The organism is Cellulomonas sp. HZM (assembly GCF_000708885.1).
Classification (GTDB): domain Bacteria; phylum Actinomycetota; class Actinomycetes; order Actinomycetales; family Cellulomonadaceae; genus Cellulomonas.
In genome coordinates this window covers 1-23,220 of the sequence record NZ_JEOE01000030.1, presented here as the reverse complement: position 1 = coordinate 23,220, position 23,220 = coordinate 1, and the positions used below count along the sequence as shown (strand labels likewise).

The window sequence follows — 23,220 nt, the reverse complement described above, 5'->3', positions numbered from 1 at the left end:
CATCTCAGGCCCCCTCGAGGTCGGTCGGCAGCGTGCGCAGGAAGTCGACGAACGTCGCGGCCTGGTCGGCCGTCAGCACGAACGGAGGCGCGAGGCGGATCGTCGTCGGCCGGCACGGGTTGACGACGAACCCGGCGTCCAGCGCCCGCGCGGCCACCTGTGCGGCCACGGGAGCCGTGAGCTCGATGCCGATGAGCAGCCCCTCGCCGCGGGCCCCCGCGACGAGCGGGTGGTCCAGCGCGGCCACCTGCGCCCGCAGGTTCGCACCGAGCTCGGTCACGTGCGCCAGCAGGCCGTCGCGCTCGATGACGCCGATCGTCGCGAGCGCCGCAGCAGACGCCACCGGGTTGCCGCCGAACGTCGTGCCGTGCTGCCCGCGCCCGAGAAGCGACGCGACGGGCTCGCCGAACGCGACGAGCGCGCCGACCGGGAACCCGCCGCCGAGACCCTTGGCGACGGTGACGGCGTCGGGCACGACTCCCCCACCGATGTGCGGGTGGTGGTGCGCGAACCACTCGCCGGTGCGACCCATGCCCGTCTGGACCTCGTCGAGCACGAGCAGGGCGCCGTTCTCGCGCGTGAGCTCGCGCGCACGCGCCAGGTAGCCCGGCGGCAGCGGCAGCACGCCCGCCTCGCCCTGCACGGGCTCGACGAACAGCGCGGCCACGGGCTCGCCCGCGAACGCCTGCTCGAGCGCCTCCGTGTCACCGAACGGCAGCCACTCGACGCCGCCCGGGAGCGGCTCGAAGGGCTCGCGGTAGGCGGCCTTGTGCGTCAGCGCGAGCGCACCCATCGTCCGCCCGTGGAAGGCGCCCTCGAGGGCGAGGACGCGCGTGCGACCCGTCCGACGTGCCAGCTTGAACGCGGCCTCGTTCGCCTCGGTGCCCGAGTTCGTGAGGAACACACGCGACCCTGCGGGCGCTCCCGCGAGCTGCAGGAGCCGTTCCGCGAACGCGATCTGCGTCGGGCTCGCGAAGAAGTTCGAGACGTGGCCGAGCGTGCCGAGCTGCGCGCTGATCGCGGCGGTCAGCGTCGGGTGCGCGTGGCCGAGGCTGTTCACGGCTATCCCGCCGAGCAGGTCGAGGTAGCGCTTGCCGTCGGCGTCCCACACGTACGGACCCTCGCCGCGCACCAGGACACGCTGGGGCGGGCCGAAGGTGTCCATGACCGCGTGCGTGTAGCGCTCTGTCCACTGGGCGACCGAGCCGTCGACCGCCTCCGCGAGAGCCGACGCGCCGTCGGCCGGCGCGTCGGAGCGGTGTCGCGCGGTCGTCGGAGTCGTCGTGGGCGTGCTCGTCGTCGGCTCGCTCACGCGGCACCTCCCGGGTTCGCGTGCACCACGGGGACGGGTGCGGTGAAGGGTGCGTCGGCCGGCTCCTCGTCGGGCAGCACCATGGTGCCGATGCCGTCGGACGTGAACACCTCGACGAGGATCGAGTGCGGAGCGCGGCCGTCGATGACGTGGGCGCGGCCCACGCCGCCCTCGACCGCCCGCCAGCAGGCCTCCATCTTGGGTCGCATGCCGGCGTCGAGCCGCGGCAGCACCTCGGCGAGCGCGCTCGCCGACAGGCGGCGAACGAGCGAGGCACGGTCCGGCCAGTCGAGGTAGAGACCCTCGACGTCGGTCAGCACGATGAGCTTGCGCGCACCGAGGGCGACGGCGAGCGCGGCCGCGGCGGTGTCGGCGTTGACGTTGAGCACCTGCGTCGGGTCGTCGATGTCGGGTGCGACCGTCGAGACGACGGGGATGCGGCCGGCGTCGAGCAGGTCCTGGACCGCACCCGGGTTGACGTGCACGACGTCGCCGACGAGACCGACGTCGACCTCGACGCCGTCCACGACCGCGGTGCGGCGGCGCGCCTGGAACAGCGCGCCGTCCTCGCCCGACAGGCCCACGGCGTGCGGGCCGTGCGCGTTCAGGAGGCCGACGAGCTCGCGCGACACCTGGCCCGTGAGCACCATGCGCACGACGTCCATCGCCTCGGGCGTCGTGACGCGCAGGCCGCCGCGGAACTCGGACTCGATGCCGAGCCGGTCGAGCATCGCGTTGATCTGCGGGCCCCCGCCGTGCACGACGACGGGACGCAGCCCGACCTGGTGCAAGAACACCATGTCCTGCGCGAACGCCCGCTTGAGGTCCTCGTCGATCATCGCGTTGCCGCCGTACTTGACGACGACGAGCGCGCCCGCGAACTTCTGCAGCCACGGGAGCGCCTGGATCAGCACCTCGGCCTTCTGGTCGGGGCGCAGGTCGGTGCGGGTGTCGAACACGAACTCGTCGCTCACGTGGAGTACTCGCTGTTCTCGGAGACGTAGGCGTGCGTGAGGTCGTTGGTCCAGATCGTCGCGAGCGCGTCGCCCGCGTGCAGGTCCACCAGGACGGTCACCTCACGCGTGGAGGAGAGGTCGACGAGCGAGCGGTCCTCGTGGCCGGCTCCCGCGCGGCACACCTGGACGCCGTTGATCGTGACGTCGACCTCGTCGGGGTCGAAGGGCGCGACCTCCTCCGGCACGGTGCCCACCTGCGCGAGCACGCGCCCCCAGTTGGGGTCGTTGCCGTAGACGGCCGCCTTGAACAGGTTGGAGCGCGCCACGGCACGTCCGACGGCGACGGCCGCCGCCTCGGTCGTCGCGCCGACGACGGTGATCGCGATGTCGTGGCTCGCGCCCTCGGCGTCCGCGACGAGCTGGCGCGCGAGGTCCCCGCACACCGACTCGAGGGCCGCGAGGAACGCGGCCGGGTCCGGCGCCACGCCGCTCGCACCCGAGGCGAGCAGCACGACGGTGTCGGACGTCGACATGCAGCCGTCGGAGTCGACGCGGTCGAACGTGCGCGAGGTCGCCGCGCGCAGCGCGCTGTCCGCGAGCGCCGCATCGACGACGGCGTCCGTGGTGATGACGCTGAGCATCGTCGCGAGCGCCGGCGCGAGCATGCCCGCGCCCTTGGCCATGCCACCGACCGTCCACGGCCCGTCGTCGCCGGGGACCGTGAGCTGGGACGTCTTGGGCACGGTGTCGGTCGTCATGATGGCCGTGGCCGCCGCCAGCCCGCCGTCCGGGCCGAGTGCGGCGGCCGCCTGGTCGACGCCCGCGAGCAGGATCTCGCGCGGCAGCCGCTCGCCGATCAGGCCCGTGGACCCGACGACGACGTCCCCGGCGGAGACGCCCAGCGTCGCGGCCACGCGCTCTGCCGTGCTGTGCGCGTCCTGGAAGCCCGCGGCGCCGGTCGAGACGTTGGCCCCGCCCGAGTTCATGACGACCGCGCTGACGACGCCGTCCGCGACGGCCTGGCGCGACCACTTCACCGGCGCGCCCTGGACCCGGTTGGTGGTGAACACGGCGGCGCCCACCTGCAGCGGCCCGTCGTTGACGACGAGCGCGAGGTCGGGACGCCCGGACGGCTTGAGCCCGGCCGTGACGCCGCTCGCGCGGAAGCCCGCGGGTGCGGTGACTCCCTCGGCAGGCGCGTCGCTGGTGGTCGTCGTCGTCATGGTGCCACTCCGTCCAGGGGGAGGCCGAGCGTCTCGGGCAGACCGAGAGCGATGTTCAGGGACTGCAGCGCGCCGCCCGCGGTGCCCTTGACCAGGTTGTCGATCGCGGTGACGGTCACGACCCGGCCCGCGTCCTCGTCGACCGCGACCTGGACGAGCGCCGTGTTGGCGCCGAGCGTCGAGGCCGTCGTCGGCCACTGGCCCTCGGGCAGCAGGTGGACGAAGGGCTCGTCGGCGTACGCGTGCTCCCACGCGGCGCGCACGTCCGCGGCGTCGCCGACGAGCCGCGCGGTCGCGGTCGCGAGGATGCCCCGCGCCATCGGGACGAGCGTGGGCGTGAACGAGATCGAGACGTCCGCCGCGCCCGCGGAGCGCAGGTTCTGCGCGATCTCCGGGATGTGCCGGTGCGTGCCGCCGACGGCGTACGGCTGCGCCGAGCCGAGACCCTCGGCCGCGAGCAGGTGCGCCTTGAGGCTCTTGCCCGCACCCGAGTAGCCGTTGGCGAGCACCGCGACGAGGTCCACCGGGTCGACGACGCCCGCGGCGACGCCAGGCTGGAGTCCTAGCGTCACGGCGGTGACGTTGCAGCCCGGGACCGCGATGCGCCGTGCACCGGCGAGCGCGGCACGCTGGGCGGCGGCCGTCGTCTCGCCCGGGTGCAGCAGCTCCGGCAGGCCGTAAGGCCAGGTACCCGCATGGGCGCTGCCGTAGTACTTCTCCCACGCAGCGGGGTCGGCGAGGCGGTGGTCGGCCCCCAGGTCCACCACGACCGACGCGTCACCGAGCTCGGCCGCGACCGCGCCGCTCGCGCCGTGCGGGAGCGCGAGCACGACGACGTCGTGGCCGGCCAGGTTCGCCGCCGTCGTCTCGACGAGCGTGCGGCCCGCGAGCGAGCGCAGGTGCGGGTGGTGCCGTCCGAGCGTCGTGCCGGCGTTGGAGTGCGCCGTGAGTGCGCCGATGCTCGCCTCGGGGTGCTGCAGGAGCACCCGCAGCATCTCCCCGCCGGCATACCCCGAGGCACCGGCGACCGCGACCGTGAACGTCATGTGCATGAACATACACTTCGATGCACGAAGATACGAACGACATTCTCGGAATGCGCTCGCGCGCGTCGTGCGTTGGCGCTGGCATGCGCGCAGTCGTCGCCACCGCCCCGGGCGGTCCCGAGGTCCTGACCGTCACGGACGTGCCGGCACCCACGATCGGACCCGACGAGGTGCTCGTCCGCACCACGGCCGCCGGGGTGAACTTCATCGACACCTACCGCCGGTCGGGCACCTACCCGATGCCGTTCCCCCACGTCGTCGGCTCCGAGGGCGCCGGGACGGTCGAGGCGGTCGGCTCCGACGTGGCCGGTCTCGCCGTCGGCGACCGCGTCGCATGGGCCGAGGCCCCGGGCTCGTACGCCGAGCTCGTCGCCGTCCGCGCGGCCGACGCGCTCGTCGTCCCGTCCGGCGTGCCCGACGACACCGCAGCGGCCGTGCCGCTCCAGGGGATGACCGCGCACTACTTGGTGACGTCGTCGTTCCACGTGCGGCCCGGCTCGACCGTCCTGGTGCACGCGGCGGCCGGGGGTGTCGGGCTGCTGCTCACACAGCTCGCGCGTCGTCACGGCGCACGTGTGATCGCCACGGTCGGGACGGCCGAGAAGGAGCAGCTGGCACGCGCGGCCGGAGCCGCCGAGGTGATCCGCTACCGCGACCTCGACGACCTGCCGACCGAGCTGCCCGCGGTCGTGCGCGACCTGACCGCAGGCCGGGGGGTGGACGCCGTGTACGACTCGGTCGGCAAGGACACGTTCGACGCGTCGCTCGCCTCGCTCGCCCGTCGCGGCACGCTCGTGCTGTTCGGGGCGTCGTCCGGCCCCGTGCCGCCCGTCGACCCCCAGCGGCTCAGCTCCGCCGGCTCGGTGCTGCTCACCCGACCGAAGCTCGCCGACCACGTCGCCGACCCCGACGAGCTCACGTGGCGGGCCCGCGAGGTGTTCGACGCGGTCCTCGACGGCACGCTCGACGTCCGCGTCGGCGCGACGTACCCCCTCACCGCCGCCGTCGACGCGCACCGTGCGCTCGAGTCGCGCTCCACCACCGGAAAGGTCCTGCTGCTCCCGTGATCACGCCCCTCGCCCTCACCCGTAACGTCCAGGTCGAGGTCTGGTCCGACGTCGCGTGCCCCTGGTGCTACATCGGCAAGCGCCGGTTCGCCGCGGCGCTCGAGTCGTTCGAGCACCGCGACCGCGTCGACGTCACGTGGCGCTCCTACCAGCTCTCCCCCGACACGCCGACCGGCCCCGGCCGGCCCGAGGCGGAGGCGCTCGCCGAGACGAAGGGGCTGCGGCTCGACCAGGTGCAGCAGATGTTCGCGCACGTCACGGATGTCGCCGCGAGCGTCGGGCTGCGGTACGACTTCGGCCGGACGCTCACCTTCAACACGTTCGACGCGCACCGTCTGCTCCACCTCGCCGCACGTGCGGGCGGCCCGGAGCTGGTCGACGCCACGGCCGAAGAGCTGTTCTCGGCCCACTTCGAGCGGGGGGTCGACCTGGGGGCCGATGGCGCGCTCGCCGCGGTGGCCGCCCGCGCAGGGTTCGGCGACCACGGCTGGGACGACACCGCCGTGACCGCCGCGCTGTCCGGCGAGGACGGCGCGGACGAGGTGCGCGACGACCTGGCGGCAGCGCGCGAGATCGGCGTGACAGGCGTGCCGTTCTTCGTGGTCGACCGGCGCTACGCCGTCTCGGGCGCACAGCCCGAGGAGGTCCTCACCCAGCTCCTCGAGGCCGGGTGGCGCGAGGCCAACCCGATCGTCGCGCTCGGGGAGCAGGGCGACGTGTGCACCGACGGGTCCTGCGCCGTCTGACGCACGGCACGATCAGCCCTGCGGCACGGGCCCGGTGCTCGCGCGGACGACGAGCTCCGTCGGGACCAGGACGTGCTCCGGCCCTGTCGGGGCTCCCTCCTCGCCGCGCGCGCGGGCGATCGCTCGCGTCAACGTCGTCGCAGCGACGCGCCCCTTGGCTGCGAGGTCCTGGCGCACGGTGGTGAGCTGCGGCTGCGCCGCGCGCGCGAGCGGGCTGTCGTCGTAGCCGACGACCGACAGGTCACCCGGGACCGCGAGCCCGCGCTCGCGCGCGACGCGTTCCACCGTCCACGCGACGAGGTCCGAGAAGCACAGCACCGCCGTCGGCCGTTCCGGCAGGTCGAGCAACGTGCGAGCGCCCGCCTCCGCGAACTCTTCCGAGTTGTCGGTGATGTGGATCGCCGTCACCTGCGCCCCCGCGGGACCGAGCGCGCTCATCCAGCCCGCCACCCGCTCGCGCGAGACGTACCCGATGCCGGCGTCCGCGGGGTCCGGCGCGACGCCGTCGGGCAGGCCGAAAGCCGTGGTCAGGAACGCGATGCGGCGGTGGCCCAGGTCGAGCAGGTGCTGCGCGGCGGCCCGGGCGCCCGGGCGGTCGTCGAGCAGGACGCTCGACGCGTCACCCGTCGGGGGCTGGTCGACGAACACGAGCGGGAGCTTGCGCCGCAGGAGCCACGTCACGGCGGTCATGTCCCCGGCGCACGAGTACACGAGCGCGCCGTCCATCGGCACGTCTCGCGCCGGCACCGTCTGCTCGGTGCCCGTGCTCGGCAGGAGCGCCACCGCGAGGCCCGTGGGCGCGAGCTCCTCGGCGACGGATCCGAAGAACGCCGCCGCGATCGGGTCCTGGAAGGCCGTCCCGACCGACTCGGTGAGCAGCACGCCGACCGCACCGGTGGTTCCCCGGGCGAGGACTCGAGCGGCCGGGTCGGGACCGACGTAGCCGAGCCTGTCCGCCGCCGCGAGCACGCGCTCGCGCAGCTCGGCCGAGAGCTGGTCCGGCCGCGAGAACGCGTTCGAGACCGTCATGCGGCTCACGCCCACCTCGTCGGCCACGGTCTGCAACGTCACGCGCGCCACGCCGACACCTCCGCCCGAGCCATGAGGCTCAGCGTAGGCGTCCGGCGCGGGAGTCGTGCTCACGCCACGGGGCCTCCGAGCACCTGTCCTGTCCGGGTCACGACGTCACGCGCGGGACGCGGCGCAGGCTCGATCGCCGCGGCGAGCCGCTCGAGCGCGTGGGCGACGAGCGAGCGGGTCCGCACGACCCGCGGCCGACGGTGGTCGTCGGCGACCGGGGCGTCCGGCAGAGCACTCCAGGCCGTGTGCTCGGCGGACCGCCTCGCCATCGCGAGAGCCAACGGCGGTGCATCCATGCTGATCCCCTCCTCGGTTTCTGTACCGCTACAGTAGATCCTTCGTCTGTACCGGTCAAGAGTTGACGAGAGAATGGCGGGCCGGCCCCGCACAGGGACCGGCCCGCCATGGCGCCCTCGAGTCAGACCACCTTCAGGGCGTGACTCGCGGACGCCGGCGCGTAGCCGTCGTCGCCCTGGTACGTCACCTCGAGCGTGGCGCCAGCCTTGACCTTCGGCAGCACGAGGGTCACGGCCCCCGCGACGAGCGTGCCCTTGGCGACCCGCTTGCCGTCGAGCGTCGCCACGACCGTGCCCGTCGGCACGTGCGCACCCGCGACACCGGTGACCTTCACGCCGACCGTCGGCCTGCTCCCCGCGGGGACGGTCCACGAGTCGACCGACAGCACGACGGCGGGATCCGCCGCGTGCACCACGAGCGTCGCGCGCCCGGTCGACGTCGTGACCTCGTCGGAACCGAGGTACACCGCGGTCAGGCGGTGCGTCCCCGCCGCGAGCGACCTCGGGAGGCTCACCCGCGCCGTCCCGGTCGTCCCGGACACGGTCAGCGGGACGGTCGTGAGCAACGTGCTGCCGTCGCGCAGCTGCACGGACCCGGTGGGCGGCGCGGTCGTGCCGACCACGGTGACGGTCGCACGCACCGACGTGCCGAACGTCGTCTCCCCGCTCGCGAGGACCAGTGACGTCGCCGAGCGCGACATGCCGATCGTGACGTCGACGGCCGGCGACGTCGAGGCCGCGTACTCCTGCGAGGCCGGCGTGAGCACCGCCGTGAGGCTGTGCGCCCCCACTCCCAGCTCGACGCTCGCCCTCGCGACTCCCTTCTTGCTCACCGCGGCCGTCACGACCTGGTCGGTGCCGTCGAAGAACGCCACCGAACCGCCCGCTGACGTCGGCGAGACGGTCGCCGTCAGCTTCTGCGTCTGGCCGACCTTCTTCCCGCCCGTCACGACGAGCGTCGTCGTCGTGGGCGTCCCCGGAGGCGTCGACGCCTCCACGACGAGCGGCAGCGTCACCGTCGTGCCGCTCGGGCTCGCCACGAGCGTCAGCACGTGGTCGCCCGCAGTGGTCCCCTCCGGCACCGTCACGGAGACCGCCGCGTCGCCGCCGGAGACAGCTGTCGTGCCGATGGACGTCCCGTCGAGCCGGACGTCGAGCGACGTGTTCTGCGGTGAGCCGAGGCTGGTGAGATCGAGCTTCGTCACCGGGAACGCGAGCTCGTCGCCCGCCGTCACGCTCGCGGGCAGGGCAGGGACGCCGACACCCTGGCGGGCGAAGTCGGGCGCCAGGTCCGGGTGCGCCTGCAGGTAGGCGATCCAGCCGTCACGGTCGACGAGTCCCGAGTCCTTGGTTCCCGTACCCGACGTGAAGACGCGGAAGTTGTCGCCGCCCGTCGCGAGGAACGAGAACGTGCCGATCCGGTAGGACGCCTGCGGGTCGATGGCCTTGCCGTCGACGGTCACCGACGTGATGTGGTGGCCGAGCGCGGCGCCCGGGTCGTAGGTGTACGTGACGTTGTCCGACAGGCCGAGCTGGAGGTACGGGCGCGACGGGATCGAACCGTCGGCGTTCGTCTGCCACTGCTGCTCGAGCATCGTCACCACCTGCGCCCCGGTCAGCGACGTCGTCCAGAGGTTGTTGACGAACGGCAGGACGCTGTTCGCCTCGGCCGTCGTCACGACGCCGTCCGACGCGTACAGGAGCTCCGCCCGCAGGCCTCCGGGGTTCACGACGCCGATGTCCGCACCGCCGAGGTCCCGCGGGGCGAGCGTGTCGCGCAGCGCGTTCGCGACGAGGTCCCCCAGAGCGGACTCGTTCGCGCGGTCGTCCCGCGTGCCGCCGGTGTACTTCCCGCCGACGTACGAGCCCCCGCTGAACGCCGTCGTGATGTCGGCGGTCACGGAGCCGACGGGCACCGAGCCGACCTCGTTCGCGTGCGCGAGCGCCGCGTCGACGATCGTCTTGACCTGGGCGACGCGCGGGTACGCCGCGACGAGGTCCGCGTCCGCCGTCGTCGTGCGCGGCACGTCGACCTGCGTGTGGTGCGTGACCTCGCCGGTCACCGGGTCGTAGGTCAGCACGATCTTGCCGACGAACTCGCCGTACGAACCGGTCTGCAGGATCGGGCGCGTCACTCCGTCCTCGCCCGGCACCGGGGCCTCCCACGCGTACTGCTTGTGGGTGTGACCCGTGAAGATCGCCGCGACCTTCGGCGACGTCTTCGTCACGATGTCGGCGAAGGCGCCGCCCGCCGCGACCTCCTGCTCGAGGGTCGCGCCGTCCGGCGTGCCCGCCCCGGCGCCCTCGTGGTACTCGGCCACGAGGACGTCGGCCTCACCGTTCGACTCGTCTCCGTCCGTGAGCTGCGCCGCCACGCGGTTGACCGCCGCGACAGGGTCGCCGAAGTCGAGGTCGGTGATGCCTCCCGGGGAGACGAGCGTAGGGGTCTCCTCGGTGACCGCGCCGATGACGCCGACGCGGACGCCGCCCATGTCGATCACGTCGTACTCGTCGAGCACCGGGTCCTGCGTGCCCTTCGCGTACACGTTCGCGCCCAGGTAGTCCCAGTCCGCGGCGTCGCGGAGGCGGCCACGCAGGTCGTCCCAACCCTTGTCGAGCTCGTGGTTGCCGATCGCCGAGACCTGCAGCCCGAGAGCGTTCAGCACGTCGATCGTCGGCTGGTCCTGCGCGACCGCGGACGCGAACAGCGACGCACCCACGTTGTCGCCCGCCGACAGGAACGCGACCGGTCCGTCGGCCGCGGCACGCTGCTGCTCGACGGTGCCCGCGAACTTCACGGTGTTGGCGTCGATGCGGCCGTGGAAGTCGTTGATGTTCAGGAGCGTGAGGTCCACCGGGGCCGCGTTCGCGTCGAGACCCACCACCACCGGGTCGTGGTCCGACGAGCGGTACTGGTCGGGTGCGTAGAACAGCGTGCCGCTGTAGTCGTACCGGCTGTACTCGAGCGCGATCGACTCCTCGGCGTTGATCTCCCACACGTCGGCACCCGTGGCCCGCTGCCGCGCGGCGTCGTTGAGCAGCACGTGGTCGAGCGAGCCGGACAGCCCGTCGAACGAGTAGGAGCGCTGGTCCTTCGCGAGCGTGGATGCCGCGTCGACGTAGCCCGCGTCGTAGAGCACCTGCAGCGGGTCCTCGTGGGTGTAGGAGTTGAAGTCGCCGACGAGCGCGACGGCCTTCGTCGTCCCCTGGATGGTCGGCACCCAGTCGCGCAGCGCGGTGGCCTGCGCGACGCGTGACGCGTTCGACGCCCCCTGGCCGTCGCCCGTGTCGGCGTCGCCCGGCAGCGGACCCGCCGAGCCCTTCGACTTGAAGTGGTTGACGACGACGAGCACCGGCTGGCCGCCGCCCACCGGCGTGAACGCCTGCGCGATCGGCTCGCGTGCGTTCGCGAACGCCTCGTCGCCCGAGCTCAGGGTCCCGAGCGCGTGCGACGCGCCGGTCCGCTCCACCGCGGCCTTCTTGTAGATGATCGCGTTGGTGATGACGTCCATCTCCGAGACCGGAGGAAGCTCGCTCGACGAGGGCACGTACGCCCACACGTCGCTGCCCTGCGCCGCGTTCAGCGCGTCCACGAGCGTCGACAGCGCCTCGTCGGCATGGCCGTCGACGACCGCCGAGTTCTCGATCTCGAGCAGCCCGACGACGTCAGCGTCGAGCGCGTTGATCGCCGTGACGATCTTCGCCTGCTGGCGCGCCAGGTCGGCCGCGTCCCACGCGCCGCGCTGCGGGCAGCCGCCGCTCACGGTCACGCCGTCGCCGTCACGGTCCTTGTACGCCGTGCACGACGCGTTCTCGGTACCGAGCGTCGTGAAGTAGTTGAGGACGTTGAACGACGCAACCTCGACGTCGCCGCCCACGTCGGACGGCTTCGCGGTCCGGTCGTTCTCGAACGTCACCGTCTCGTGCCCCGGCGTGACCTGCGACGTCGGGTCGAGCTTCCAGGCGCCGTTGCGGTAGGTGACGACGACCGGAGCCGTGAACGTGGCCTTCTCCCCCACGCGCACCGGGTGCTCGAGCGAGATGTACGGCGGGGTCTGCGACTGGTTCGCCGCCGACAGGAAGTTGGTGGTCGAGCCGTCGTCGAGGACGACGCCGCGCGCGGCGTTGTCGGCGGCGACCGCGGCCGCCGCGTCCGTGCCGGGGCGTGCGACGTCGGTGGGCTGCAGGAGCGGCTGGTCGCCGGTGGCCAGCCCGACCTCGCCGTACTGGTTGGTCGAGTACGTGTTGGTGACCGTGAGGTCCCCGGTCGGCCGGTAGAGCATCGACTCGATGGCCTCGCGTGCCGTGTCGGTGGTCGGCCACGCGCCCGTCGTCGGCGTCACGCTCGCGTCGTCGTCGATCTGCTCGAGGTCCGCCGCGGACGACACCGTCAGCTCCGTGAGCCCGTTGAACTCGCTGACCTTGCCCGTGACGCGGACGTGGTCGCCGATCTTGACCGAACCGACCGTGGCCGACGAGTACACGAACAGGCCGTCCGAGGACGTGCGGTCAGCGGACAGCGCGCCGCCCGTGCCGGGGGTCTGGATCGTGTAGCCGTTGACGCCGCCCGTGGGGTACGCCGCGGTGACCACTCCGTCCGTGACGACCGTGTCACCCACGAACGGCGACTGCGCGCCGTCGCCCTGGATCTGCGCGATCGTGCGCGCGGTCGGCGTCGGGTCTCCCGGGTCGGTCGACGTGGACGACTGGGGTGTGGGCGCGCCGGCCGTGAAGTCGGCCGCGTTGTCCGCGGTGTTCGCGTGGGTCGCGCCCCGGCTGACCGACGTCGCGTTGGTCGTCGCGGGCGCCGGGTGCCCGCCCGCGCTGTCGTTCGCCGCGCCCCAGCCGACGAGGTCGACCACGGCCGCCGCGGACGAGCAGAACGTGCCGCACGAGAGAGCGGTGGCCGAGCTGGCGAGCGCGACCTTGCCCCCGGTCCCGGACAGCGCGAGCGTCCCGTCGACGTCGGGCGTGATGCCGGGCAGCGTCGTGTTCGCGCCGGTCGCCTCGCCGACGAGCAGGTAGCCGTGCGCCGCGATCGAGCCGCTCAGCGCCGTGGACTGCCACGACGACCCGGACGCGGAGGCGTACTGGATGGACCACCCCGCGAGCGACACCGCGCTCGCGCCGGGGTTGTACAGCTCGACGAAGTCGCGGTTGAACGCGGCTCCCGAGTTGCCTCCCCCGCCGTACACCTCGTTGATCACGACGGCCGCGGACGGCGAGACGGCGGCCTGCGCCGCCCCCGCCCCTACGACCCCACCGGCCAGCACGACGGCGAGGGCTGTGGCGCCCCCGACCGTCCTCGCGACAGCACGCACGTCGGCAACTCCTTCGTCGGGAACGCGGAAGGCCGCTCGTGGCAGCCCGGTCCACCTTCCGACGAATGTCTGATTTGCCGCAACTACTGGTCGGTAACGATGCTGTGAACTCGTCCTACGACTGCTGTGAACCGCGGACGACGACGGGGCCCGGCACACCGAACCCCGTCGCCCCGGCTCACGCGCGCAGCGTCGCGCCGAACCGACGGCCTGCCTCGGCGACGACCGCGTCGCGCACGGCCGCCGTCTCCGCGGCGGTCAGCGTCCGGTCCGCCGCCCGCAGGCGCAGCGCCACGGCGAGCGACTTCTTGCCCTCGCCGACCTGCGAGCCCGTGTACACGTCGAACAGACGCACGCTCTCGACGACGTCACCGGCCTCGCTCGCGGCCGCGCCGACCCGCACCGCGTCCAGGACGTCCCGCGCAGGGACGTCGGCGTCGACCACGAGCGCGACGTCCTCCTTCGCGACCGGGAACGTCGAGACGGGCGTCGCCTGCAGCGGTGCCCCGTCGGTCGCGGCGAGCAGAGCGTCGAGGTCCACCTCGAACGCCGCGGCCCGCGCGGGGAGGCCGAGGGCCGTCACCACGTTCGGGTGCAGCTCGCCGGCGTACCCGACGACGGTGCCGTCCGCTGTCGCCAACCGTGCGCACCGGCCCGGGTGGAACGGTGCACGTGCGTCGTCCGCCGCGATGCCGAGCGGTACGCCCACGACGTCCGCGACGACCTGGGCGGCGGCGATCGCGTCCGTGTGGTCGACGCGACGCCCCGGCCCCCACCAGCCGGCCGGCTCGCGCTGGCCGGCGAGCACGCCCGCGACGCGGCGCGGCTGCGGCGGTACCGCGGCCTCGAGCGCGGCGAGGTCGTCGTCGGACGGGCGCACGCCTCCGGGGAGCCGGGGGGCCACGCGTGCGTCCGGCTGAGGGAGCGTGACGAGGCCGATCTCGAAGACTGCGACGTCGCTCTCGCCCCGAGCCACGTTGCGGCGTGCGGTGTCGAGCAGCGTCGTCAGCAGGTCGGTGCGCATGAGCGGCTGGGCGTCGGAGAGCGGGTTGAGCAGGCGTGCTGCGCGCCGGCGGTCGTCGTCCGGGCCGATCGCGAGGGCGTCGAGCTGGTCGGCGCCGACGAACGGATAGCTCAGCACCTCGACGAGCCCCGCGTCCGCGAGCGCGCGGGCCACGGAACGGCGTGTGCGCTGGCCGGCCGTGAGGCCCAGGCCCGGCCGGGCGGCCGGCACGACCGAAGGGATCGCGTCGTAGCCGCGCAGCCGCGCGACCTCCTCGACGAGGTCGACCCCGACCGTCAGGTCGGGGCGCCACGTCGGGGGCAGCACGTGCAGCACGTCACCGTCGCCGCGCACCTCGCACCCGATCTCGGTGAGCGTCGCGCTCACCTCGTCGGCCGTGTACGGGACGCCGACGAGCCGCGCGGGCAGGTCGGCGGGCAGCTCGATCGGCGAGGGAACGACCGTGCGGTCGACGTCGGTGAGCCCGTCGTCGGCGACGCCGCCGCCGTGCTCCACCAGGAGCGCGACCGCGCGCGCCACCGCGACGCGCGGCAGCTGCGGGTCGACGCCGCGCTCGTAGCGCTTGGCCGCCTCGGAGGGCAGCTTGTGCCGTCGGGCCGTGCGGGCCACCGTGACCGGGTCCCAGTGCGCGGCCTCGACCAGGAGGTCGCTCGTCGCGTCGCCCACCTCGCTGTCACCGCCGCCCATGACACCGGCCAGGCCGATGATCCGCTCGCCGCGACCGGCGGGGCTGTCGGTGACGAGCAGGTCCTGCGGGTCGAGCGTCCGCACCACGTCGTCCAGCGTGCGCAGGGACTCCCCGGTCCTGGCGCGGCGCACGACGATCGGCTCGGCGACCCGTGCGAGGTCGTAGGCGTGCATCGGCTGGCCAAGGTCGAGCATCACGTAGTTGGTGACGTCGACCGCGAGGTTGATCGGGCGCATGCCCGCCTGCTGCAGCCGGCGCTGCATCCAGGTGGGCGACGGGTCCGTGGCGCGCACGCCGCGGACCACCTGGGCGACGAAACGGTCGCACCCGGGGACGTCGTGGATCGGGGCGTCGTCCTCGAGCTCGACCGCGAAGCCCGCGGGTCGCTCGTCGGTCGGCACGGGCAGCCCGGGATCGGTGAACGACGCCCCGGTCGAGTGCGAGAACTCACGCGCCACGCCGCGCATCGAAAAGCAGTAGCCCCGGTCCGGGGTCACGTTGATCTCGAGGACCTCCTCGCCCAGGCCGAGCAGCTCACGCGCGTCGGTGCCGACGGGCACGTCGATGCCGAGCGTCGACAGCACGATGATCCCGTCGTGGTCCTCGCCGAGACCGAGCTCGCGCGCCGAGCAGATCATGCCGTCGGAGACGTGCCCGTACGTCTTGCGGGACGCGATGGGGAACGGCCCGGGCAGCACCGCACCGGGCAGCGCGACGACCACGCGGTCGCCCACGTCGAAGTTGTGCGCACCGCACACGATGCCGCGCGGGTCGCCACCGGGCTCGTTGTGCTCGGCGCCGACGTCGACGCGGCACCAGTTGATCGTCTTGCCGTTCTTCTGCGGCTCCGGCGTGCGCTCGACGACCTCGCCCACGACGAGCGGGCCGGTGACGGCGGCGGGCAGGATCGCCTCCTCCTCGAGCCCGACGCGCACCAAATCGGCGGCGAGCTGCTCGGCGGTGAGGCCGGCGGGGGTCTCGACGTGCTCGGCGAGCCACGTCAGGGGAACGCGGGGCATCAGATCTCCGTCCCGAACTGCGTGGAGAAGCGCACGTCGCCCTCCACCATGTCGTGCATGTCGGCGATGCCGTGGCGCAGCATCAGGGTGCGCTCGATGCCCATGCCGAACGCGAAGCCCGAGTAGACCTCGGGGTCGACGCCGCATGCGCGCAGGACGTTGGGGTTGACCATGCCGCAGCCACCCCACTCGATCCAGCCCGGGCCGCCCTTCTTCTGCGGGAACCACAGGTCCATCTCCGCCGACGGCTCGGTGAACGGGAAGAACGACGGTCGCAGCCGCGTGCGGGCCTCGGGACCGAAGATCGCCTGCGCGAAGTGGTCGAGCGTGCCCTTGAGGTGCGCCATCGTCAGGCCCTTGTCGACCGCGAGGCCCTCGACCTGGTGGAACACCGGGGTGTGCGTCGCGTCGAGCTCGTCGGTGCGGAACACCTTGCCCGGGCACGCGATGTACACGGGCAGCTCGCGCTCCAGGAGCGTGCGGGCCTGCACGGGGCTCGTGTGCGTGCGCAGCACCAGGCCGGCGTCGGCACCGTCGGTACCGTCCGCGCCGTCGGCGCGCGCGACGAAGAACGTGTCCTGCATCTGCCGCGCCGGGTGGTCGACGCCGAAGTTCAGGGCGTCGAAGTTGAACCACTCCGCCTCGAGCTCGGGACCCTCGGCGATCTCCCAGCCCATCGCCACGAAGATGTCCGCCACGCGCTCGGAGAGCATCTCCAGCGGGTGCCGCGCGCCGCGCGGACGACGGTCGGCGGGAAGCGTGACGTCCACGGTCTCCTCGACGAGCACGCGCGCGTCGCGCTCGGCCTCGAGCACCTCCTGCCGCGCGGCGAGCGCCTGCTGGACCTGGCCACGGGCGCCGCCGAGCAGCTTGCCCGCGGTGCCCTTGTCGGCCGGCGCGAGCGCGCCGATGGCGCGGTTGGCGAGCGCGAGCGGGCTGCGCTCGCCCGTGTGCGCGATGCGCGCGGACTTCAGCTCGTCGAGGTCGCGCGCGGCCTCGACCGCGGCGAGCGCGTCCTTCACGGCGGCCTCGACGCCCACGGCGTCGAGCGGGGACAGGGTGGGGGTGTCGTCGGACATCCGGACCTTCCGGGGTGTGGATCGGGCGGCCCGCGTCGGGCGCGAGCCATGGCCGCGCGCGAGCGCGCCGACCAGCGGTCGAGTCTATCGGCGCCCGTCCCGGGGCCCGTGCGCCGTCCACCGCTCAGCCTCGTCGGGGCGGGTCCGGCACGTGCGCGTCAGCGCGGCCCTGGTCCGGGCCGACGAAATCGGCGACCACCCGCCGCCGTGCTGCGCACCACCATGGGCCCACCCTCCCACGCGGCGCGACCGCACGACCACCGAGATCGGGTGGGATCCGGCTCGCCTCACGAGCCAGAGCCACCCGCTCGCGACGTCGCGGTCGTGGGTGTCAGCCGAGCAGGGGTGCCTCTGCGAGCGTCCGGTACAAGGGGCCGCCGCCGCGGCCCTCGCCCGGCCGCGACTCGACCAGCAGCACCGAACCGACCGTCCAGCGCGGACCCTCGTACACGGCGAGCGCACGCACGAGGGATGCCACCGGGTCGTCCGGCACCGGCTCACCGGGTCGCGCAGGCCCGCGCGGCGACCGTCGCCGCAGCGGACGGCGCTGCGTGCCGCTGCCCGGTCGTGCCCGGCCGATGGTCAGGTGCGGACGCTCGCGCGCACGACCGTCGTCGTGCGCACCGACCTGCTCCCCTGCCGCCCCGCACGCCGTCGTCAGCACGCGGTGCGCGTCGACGGCACCCGTCGCGCCGACCCACACGGTCCGGTGCGAGAACACGCCGGCACCGCGCAGCGCCAGCTCGTACGGACCGAGCGCAGAGCACTCCTCGCGCAGAGCGGCCGCGAGACCCGCGACCGCACCGTCCGGGACGTCGCCGTAGAACGCGGTGGTCAGGTGCCACGTCTCACGTGCCGACCACCGGACGGCGCCCGACGCTCCCGCCGGGCCGCCGCGCACCGTCGCGAGCGCGAGGTCGAGGTGGTCGAGCACGTCCTCGGGCGGCCACACCGCGGCGAACGTCCTCATGCGGCCAGGGTGCCAGCCCGACAGGTCGTGCTCGTGCGGCTCACCGCTGCGCTCGGCTGCTGGCGTAGAGGCACACGGTGGCAGCGGTCGCGAGGTTGAGGGACTCCGCCCGGCCGCGGATCGGGACGCGCACGACGGCGTCGGCGAGTGCCCGGTCCTCGTCGCGCAGGCCCCACGCCTCGTTGCCGAAGAGCCAGGCGGTCGGCCTCGACAGGTCCGGCGTGCCGTCGGGCAGCACGGCCGGCGACGAGCCCGACGCGGATCCGGCGACGTCGAGCAGGTCGTCGAGGTCGTGCTCACCGGCGCCGTCCGCGGCCAGGACGGTGAGGCCTGCGGCCCGCAACGCGTCGACCGCCGCCGGGAGGTCCGCACCCGTGACGACCGGGAGGTGGAACAACGAGCCCGCGGTCGAACGCACGACCTTGGGGTTGTGGACGTCCACGCTCGCGGCCGTGAGCACCACCGCGTCGGCTCCGGCGGCGTCGGCCGCACGCACCACTGCGCCCGCGTTGCCGGGATCGCGCACGTGCGCGAGCACGGCGACGAGGCGCGGCGCGGCCGAGAGCACGTCGCCGAACGGCGTCGCGAGCTGGTCGAGAACCGCGACGACGCCCTGCGCGTCCGGGCTCATCGCGTCGAGCACCTCGGTGGTACCGACGTGCACCCGCACGCCACGCGCAGACGCCGCCTCGACGATCTCGTCGTAACGTGCCGCCGCGGTCTGCGAGAGGTACACGTCGTGCACCCGTACGGACCCGGCGACGGCCTCGCGCACCGCCTGCGGCCCCTCGACCACGAACCGCCCGGCTCGCTGCCGTGCTGAACGTCCGGCGAGCGCTCGCACGGCCTTGACCCGGTCGGCGCGCGGGTTGCTGAGGATCTCGCTCACGGCCCCATCATCCCTGGTCGCGGCCCGGGACGACGCAGCTCCCGTCGCCCGGTGCGGGCGGCGGGAGCTGCGGGGTGCTGCTGGGTCGAGCGTCAGGCGGCCTTCGGCGCGTTGACGTCGGCCGGCAGCGCGTCCTTGGCGACCTGGACGAGCGTGTTGAACGCGGCGGCGTCGTTGACCGCGAGGTCGGCGAGGACACGACGGTCCACCTCGACGCCCGCGAGCTTCAGGCCCTGGATCAGGCGGTTGTACGTCAGACCCTGCGCACGCGAGGCCGCGTTGATGCGCTGGATCCACAGCTTGCGGAAGTCGCCCTTGCGGACCTTGCGGTCGCGGTACGCGTAGACGAGGGAGTGGGTGACCTGCTCCTTCGCCTTGCGGTACAGACGCGAGCGCTGGCCGCGGTAACCGCTGGCCCGCTCGAGGGTCGAACGACGCTTCTTCTGGGCATTGACTGCCCGCTTCACGCGTGCCACGTGATGCTCCTTGCTGGTCTAGGGCTCGGCTGGCCCGGGGCGCTGGTGCGCCGCCGGAGGTCAGCGACCGAGCAGCTTCTTGATCTTGGGGGTGTCGGCCGGGGAGACGACCACGTCGCCCGCGATGCGGCGGGTGCGGCGGCTCGACTTGTGCTCCAGCAGGTGACGGCCGTTGGCCTGCTCACGCATGACCTTGCCGGTCCCGGTGACCCGGAAGCGCTTCTTGGCACCGGAGTGCGTCTTGTTCTTCGGCATGGCTGCCGTGTCTCCTTGTCGTTCGCATCGCACGGGCTCGTGCGACTCGTCTGGTGCGGGCCCGCCGGTGGACCGGCCCGTCCGTCGTTCTTGTCAGGCGCTCGTCTCGCCCGTGGCGCGCGGCTTGGGGGCCGGTCGCGGTGCGGGGCGGGCGGGCTTGGCGGCCGCCGAGGTCGACACGCCGGTCGATCCCGCGGTCGCCTTGGGCGACGCGGCGCGGGCCGCGGGCTTCGGGGCGGCCGGACGCGGAGCCGCACGCGGGGCGGCCGGACGCGGTGCTGCCGGGGCAGGCTTCGCGGCCGTGGCCGACTCGGTGACCGACTCCGTGACCGATCCGGTGACCGTCTCGGTCGCGGACTCCGTCACGGGCTCGTCGGCGGACGCCGCCGGGGCGGGCGCCTCGGTCGTCTCGACGGACGCCTGCGTGGCGGCGGCCGCGACAGGGGCCGTCTCCGTGACGACAGGCTCGACCGCCGCGGAAGCCTGCGCTGCGTCGGGCTCGGTCGCGTCGGCGGCAGCGGCCGCCTCGGCGGCCTTCGCCGCGTTCGCCTCACGAGCGGCGGCCGCCTGCGCGGCGCGACGCTGCTCCTGCTTCTGGTCCGCCTTCTTCTTCGTCGGGCCCAGGACCATGACCATGTTGCGGCCGTCCTGCTTGGGCATCGACTCGATGAAGCCGAACTCGGTCACGTCGTCCGCCAGGCGCTGCAGCAGACGCACGCCCATCTCGGGGCGCGACTGCTCGCGGCCGCGGAACATGATCATGACCTTGACCTTGTCGCCCGCCTTGAGGAACCGCTCGACGTGGCCCTTCTTGGTGCCGTAGTCGTGCGGGTCGATCTTCAGGCGGAAACGGATCTCCTTGAGGATCGTGTTCGTCTGGTTCCGCCGTGCCTCGCGCGCCTTCATGTCGGCTTCGTACTTGTACTTGCCGTAGTCCATGATCTTGCAGACGGGCGGACGGGCGTCCGGGGCGACCTCGACCAGGTCGAGGTCGGCGTCCTGGGCCAGGCGCAGTGCGTCTTCCACGCGGACGATGCCGACCTGCTCGCCGTTGGGGCCGACCAGGCGGACCTCGGCGACGCGGATCCGATCGTTGATGCGGGGCTCGCTGATGTGGTGCTCCTCGGGTAGTCGTCGACGTGACGTCCGCACGTACGAAGAAGGCCTCCGTCGTGCGGTTGCACGAGCGGAGGCCCGACCCTGGTCCGAGGCGCACCGACGGACGGTGCACGTACCCGACGGCAGGCCGACGGGCCGGACTGAGAACCCGGCCCCGGTCGACGGCTCACGCCGTACGGGAGGGACCCAGGTGGGAGGATCTCCACTTGTGCTTCCGCCCAGTCGTGCCCGTGCGTCACGAGGACGCGCAGGCATGGCAGAGCGGATCAGTCGTCGACCAGGGTAGCAGACACCGAGCCGTCTCCCGGCACGACGCGGGGCAGGCCTGTGCATGGTGCGATGATCGGGCGCATGAGCGAGGCAGCACTCCCCCACCAGGACCCGCACGACGACACGGCCGACGCCACCCGCGACATCGCCGACGTCGCCGCCGTCGAGGTCATCACCACTGCCGCGGTGCACCTCATGAGCGCGGCCGCGGTCAAGTGCGGGCTGGCCGAGGACGGGCCCGACGGCTCGGGTTCCGAGTACCTCGACCTCGACGAGGCCCGCAAGCTCATCACCGCGCTCGCGGCGCTGGTCACCGCGTCCGCACCGGACATCGGCAACCAGCACGCGCGATCGCTGCGCGACGGGCTGCGCTCTCTCCAGCTCGCGTTCCGCGAGGCCTCCGCATACCCCGACGCCCCCGGCGAGGGCCCAGGAGAGAAGTTCACCGGCTCCGTCGTCTGACGCGGACCGGGGCGGCCGCGCTCGTCAGCCGAGCGCGGCCGTCTCGGTCGCCGGCTCTTCCGTCGGGACGAGCGCGGTCTGGTCCGTCGACGGGTCCGTCCGCCGGTCACGAACCGGTGCACCGGCGTCGTCGGCCCGCGAGTCGGCCCGCGAGCGTCGGGCGCGCGCGACCCGCAGCACCCCGAGCCCCACGACCGCCATGCCACCGCCGACGACACCGGCCGTCAGGAAGCCTGCCCCCGGGCTCGACCGGTCGATCACGAACCCACACACGGGTGCCCCGAGCGCGTTGCCGACCGTCGACATCGTGCCGCTCCAGCCCATGACCTCGCCACGCCGTCGCTCGTCGACGAGGGCCACGAGAGCGGCGTTGATCGACGACAGCGCGGGTGCGCAGGGCAGACCCGCCACGACGACGGCGACCGCGAGCCAGAACGGCACCGGTGCGAAGGCGGCGGGGATCGTCGCGAGCCCGAGGACCGCGACGAGCGCGAGCGGCGGGACGGCACGCGGACGGGCGCCGTAGACCAGGCCGCCGACGACCGACCCGCCGGCCCACAGCGCGATCATCCAGCCGACGTCCGACGAGCGGCCGGCCTCGTTCAGCGCAGCGACCAGCGCGACGTCCGTCCCGACGAGCACGAACGACGCCGCGAGCCCGGCCAGCAGAACGACGACGAGGGGCGCCGTGACCAGCCTGCTGCGCACCTCCTCCGTGCCGGGTGCGCCGGCCTGCGTCGGCACCGCCGACCTCGTCGGAGGGTTGGCCCACATCAGCAGCGCGCCCGCGAGCACGGTGAGCGCGCCGACCACGGTGAGCGCGGCGGTCGTCGAGACCTGCGTCGCGACGACGACGGAGAGCACGGGGGCAAGCATGAACGTCAGCTCGACGCACACCGAGTCGAGCGCGAACGCCGAGCGCTGCTGCGGGAACGGCACGAGCACCGACAGCGACTGACGCGTCACGGAGAACACCGGGACCAGGAACAGGCCCGCGACGAACGCCGCCGCCATGAGCGCCTCGAACCCGAGGTGCGGCGCGGTGAGCCACACCGCGGACTCGACGACGACCGACGGTGCGATCGCCCGGCGCAGGCCTACGCGGTCCACGAGCCGGCCGCGCCACGGCGCGCCGATCGCGGCGCCGACCGTGGCGGCCCCCGCGACGAGCCCCGCCTGCGCGTAGCCGCGGCCGAGCGTCGTCACGACGTGCAGCGTGAGCGCGACGCCCACCATCGAGGCGGGCATGCGGGCGACGAAGCCCACGACGTACAGCCGCGCGACGCCGGGCAGGCGCAGCAGGGGTCCGTACGTCGAGAGCATGTGCTCCATTGTCGCCCGGTGCCGCGGCCGCCTCGACGTGATTTCCGTCGCGGGACCCGTGCGCGCGAGCCGTCACGGGACCATGCTGGGGCAGTCGGCACGTACCCCTCAGGAGGAACCCATGGCAGACGTCCCGCGCTTCGACCCCGTGACCTTCACGACGGCCGCCACCGACACCGCGAGCGTGCGGCGCGTGTTCGGCGAGCCGTACGAGTCGCACGGCGTGACCGTCGTCCCCGTCGCACGGCTGTGGAGCGGCACGGGCATGGGCCTCGGCGACGGCGAGGGCGGCCTCCGCGCGGTCCGGCACGGCCACGCGAAGCACCCCGGCGGCCGCGGCCCGGAGGGCGACGACACCGACCACGGCCCCGACGACGGGCTCGACGACGGGCTCGGCGACGGGCTCGGCGTCGGCGACGACGAGCCCGGCCCGGACGACGAGACCGCCACCGACGGGCTCGAGGAGGACGGCACGGCCGCCACGAGCACGTCCGCGTCCGAGGCGCAGCCCGAACCGCTGCGTGGGCACTTCGCGCCGCCGTGGGGGCGCGAAGTGCCCACGCAGCGGTTCGGGCTGCGCCTCGGACGCGGACGTGCTC

18 protein-coding genes and 1 pseudogene are annotated in these 23,220 nt (G+C 73.7%); 4 read left to right on the top strand and 15 right to left on the bottom strand.

The genetic code is table 11. The features are described 5' to 3' along the window. Positions 1-4 precede the first annotated feature (4 nt). Genes AW16_RS0113295 through argC form a run of 4 tightly spaced genes read right to left on the bottom strand, consistent with a single transcriptional unit; the run spans position 5 to position 4,537 of the window. The gene (locus tag AW16_RS0113295; protein ID WP_029291144.1) at positions 5-1,312 is read right to left on the bottom strand and encodes an acetylornithine transaminase; all 1,308 of its coding nucleotides are present in this window, start codon (positions 1,310-1,312) and stop codon (positions 5-7) included. Continuing rightward, positions 1,309-2,286 carry an acetylglutamate kinase gene (argB, locus tag AW16_RS0113290; protein ID WP_029291142.1) on the bottom strand — a complete coding sequence of 326 codons (978 nt, stop codon included), beginning with the start codon at positions 2,284-2,286 and terminating at the stop codon, positions 1,309-1,311. The genes AW16_RS0113295 and argB overlap by 4 nt, the downstream gene beginning before the upstream one ends. Next, complete coding sequence (argJ, locus tag AW16_RS0113285) at positions 2,283-3,491, bottom strand: bifunctional glutamate N-acetyltransferase/amino-acid acetyltransferase ArgJ (protein ID WP_029291140.1); 1,209 nt, start codon at positions 3,489-3,491, stop codon at positions 2,283-2,285. Before argJ ends, argB begins: the two co-directional genes overlap by 4 nt. After that, positions 3,488-4,537 (bottom strand): N-acetyl-gamma-glutamyl-phosphate reductase, encoded by a 1,050-nt coding sequence (gene argC / locus AW16_RS0113280; protein WP_197021625.1) that lies wholly within the window; start codon positions 4,535-4,537, stop codon positions 3,488-3,490. Before argC ends, argJ begins: the two co-directional genes overlap by 4 nt. 83 nt (positions 4,538-4,620) lie before the next feature. On the opposite strand from argC, the gene AW16_RS0113275 reads away from it, so the two are divergent. Beyond that, entirely contained in the window at positions 4,621-5,604 is a 984-nt protein-coding gene (locus AW16_RS0113275) for a quinone oxidoreductase (protein ID WP_029291136.1), read from the top strand. Continuing rightward, positions 5,601-6,350 carry a DsbA family oxidoreductase gene (locus tag AW16_RS0113270; RefSeq protein WP_051681943.1) on the top strand — a complete coding sequence of 250 codons (750 nt, stop codon included), beginning with the start codon at positions 5,601-5,603 and terminating at the stop codon, positions 6,348-6,350. The genes AW16_RS0113275 and AW16_RS0113270 overlap by 4 nt, the downstream gene beginning before the upstream one ends. A 12-nt stretch (positions 6,351-6,362) precedes the next feature. Here AW16_RS0113270 and AW16_RS0113265 read toward each other — a convergent pair whose 3' ends face one another. The 10 genes from AW16_RS0113265 to infC all read right to left on the bottom strand — a co-directional run bounded on the left by AW16_RS0113265 (position 6,363) and on the right by infC (position 20,599). Next, positions 6,363-7,421: a LacI family DNA-binding transcriptional regulator gene (locus AW16_RS0113265; RefSeq protein WP_231496058.1), complete on the bottom strand. Its 1,059-nt coding sequence runs from the start codon at positions 7,419-7,421 to the stop codon at positions 6,363-6,365. 68 nt (positions 7,422-7,489) lie between these two features. Beyond that, entirely contained in the window at positions 7,490-7,699 is a 210-nt protein-coding gene (locus AW16_RS0113260) for a hypothetical protein (protein WP_029291133.1), read from the bottom strand. A 149-nt stretch (positions 7,700-7,848) separates the two neighbouring features. Then, a complete protein-coding gene (locus tag AW16_RS0113255) occupies positions 7,849-13,047 on the bottom strand; it encodes an ExeM/NucH family extracellular endonuclease (RefSeq protein ID WP_081861676.1) in 5,199 nt (1,732 codons plus the stop codon). Between the two features lie 178 nt (positions 13,048-13,225). Then, positions 13,226-15,778 carry a phenylalanine--tRNA ligase subunit beta gene (gene pheT / locus AW16_RS0113250; protein WP_029291125.1) on the bottom strand — a complete coding sequence of 851 codons (2,553 nt, stop codon included), beginning with the start codon at positions 15,776-15,778 and terminating at the stop codon, positions 13,226-13,228. Next, positions 15,778-16,857, bottom strand: coding sequence for a phenylalanine--tRNA ligase subunit alpha (gene pheS, locus AW16_RS0113245; RefSeq protein ID WP_029291123.1), 1,080 nt, complete (start codon positions 16,855-16,857; stop codon positions 15,778-15,780). The genes pheT and pheS overlap by 1 nt, the downstream gene beginning before the upstream one ends. 331 nt (positions 16,858-17,188) lie before the next feature. Beyond that, positions 17,189-17,827, bottom strand: coding sequence for an RNA 2',3'-cyclic phosphodiesterase (gene thpR, locus AW16_RS0113240; protein WP_029291121.1), 639 nt, complete (start codon positions 17,825-17,827; stop codon positions 17,189-17,191). 40 nt (positions 17,828-17,867) lie between these two features. Beyond that, positions 17,868-18,716 (bottom strand): RNA methyltransferase, encoded by an 849-nt coding sequence (locus AW16_RS0113235; RefSeq protein ID WP_029291119.1) that lies wholly within the window; start codon positions 18,714-18,716, stop codon positions 17,868-17,870. 92 nt (positions 18,717-18,808) lie between these two features. After that, the gene (gene rplT / locus AW16_RS0113230; RefSeq protein ID WP_029291114.1) at positions 18,809-19,192 is read right to left on the bottom strand and encodes a 50S ribosomal protein L20; all 384 of its coding nucleotides are present in this window, start codon (positions 19,190-19,192) and stop codon (positions 18,809-18,811) included. A 60-nt stretch (positions 19,193-19,252) separates the two neighbouring features. Next, on the bottom strand, positions 19,253-19,447 hold the full coding sequence (rpmI, locus tag AW16_RS0113225) for a 50S ribosomal protein L35 (protein WP_029291112.1): 195 nt from the start codon (positions 19,445-19,447) through the stop codon (positions 19,253-19,255). Between the two features lie 93 nt (positions 19,448-19,540). After that, positions 19,541-20,599 (bottom strand): translation initiation factor IF-3, encoded by a 1,059-nt coding sequence (gene infC / locus AW16_RS0113220; RefSeq protein ID WP_051681942.1) that lies wholly within the window; start codon positions 20,597-20,599, stop codon positions 19,541-19,543. A gap of 318 nt (positions 20,600-20,917) precedes the next feature. Between infC and AW16_RS0113215 the strand changes: the two genes are divergently transcribed. Next, positions 20,918-21,298, top strand: a complete 381-nt coding sequence (locus AW16_RS0113215; protein ID WP_029291109.1) for a DUF1844 domain-containing protein — start codon at positions 20,918-20,920, stop codon at positions 21,296-21,298. Positions 21,299-21,322: 24 nt separating this feature from the next. On the opposite strand, the gene AW16_RS0113210 is transcribed toward AW16_RS0113215, so the two are convergent. Then, positions 21,323-22,621 (bottom strand): MFS transporter, encoded by a 1,299-nt coding sequence (locus tag AW16_RS0113210; RefSeq protein WP_231496057.1) that lies wholly within the window; start codon positions 22,619-22,621, stop codon positions 21,323-21,325. 121 nt (positions 22,622-22,742) lie between these two features. On the opposite strand from AW16_RS0113210, the pseudogene AW16_RS0113205 reads away from it, so the two are divergent. Continuing rightward, positions 22,743-23,220: pseudogene (locus AW16_RS0113205) on the top strand (hypothetical protein); the annotation flags it as partial.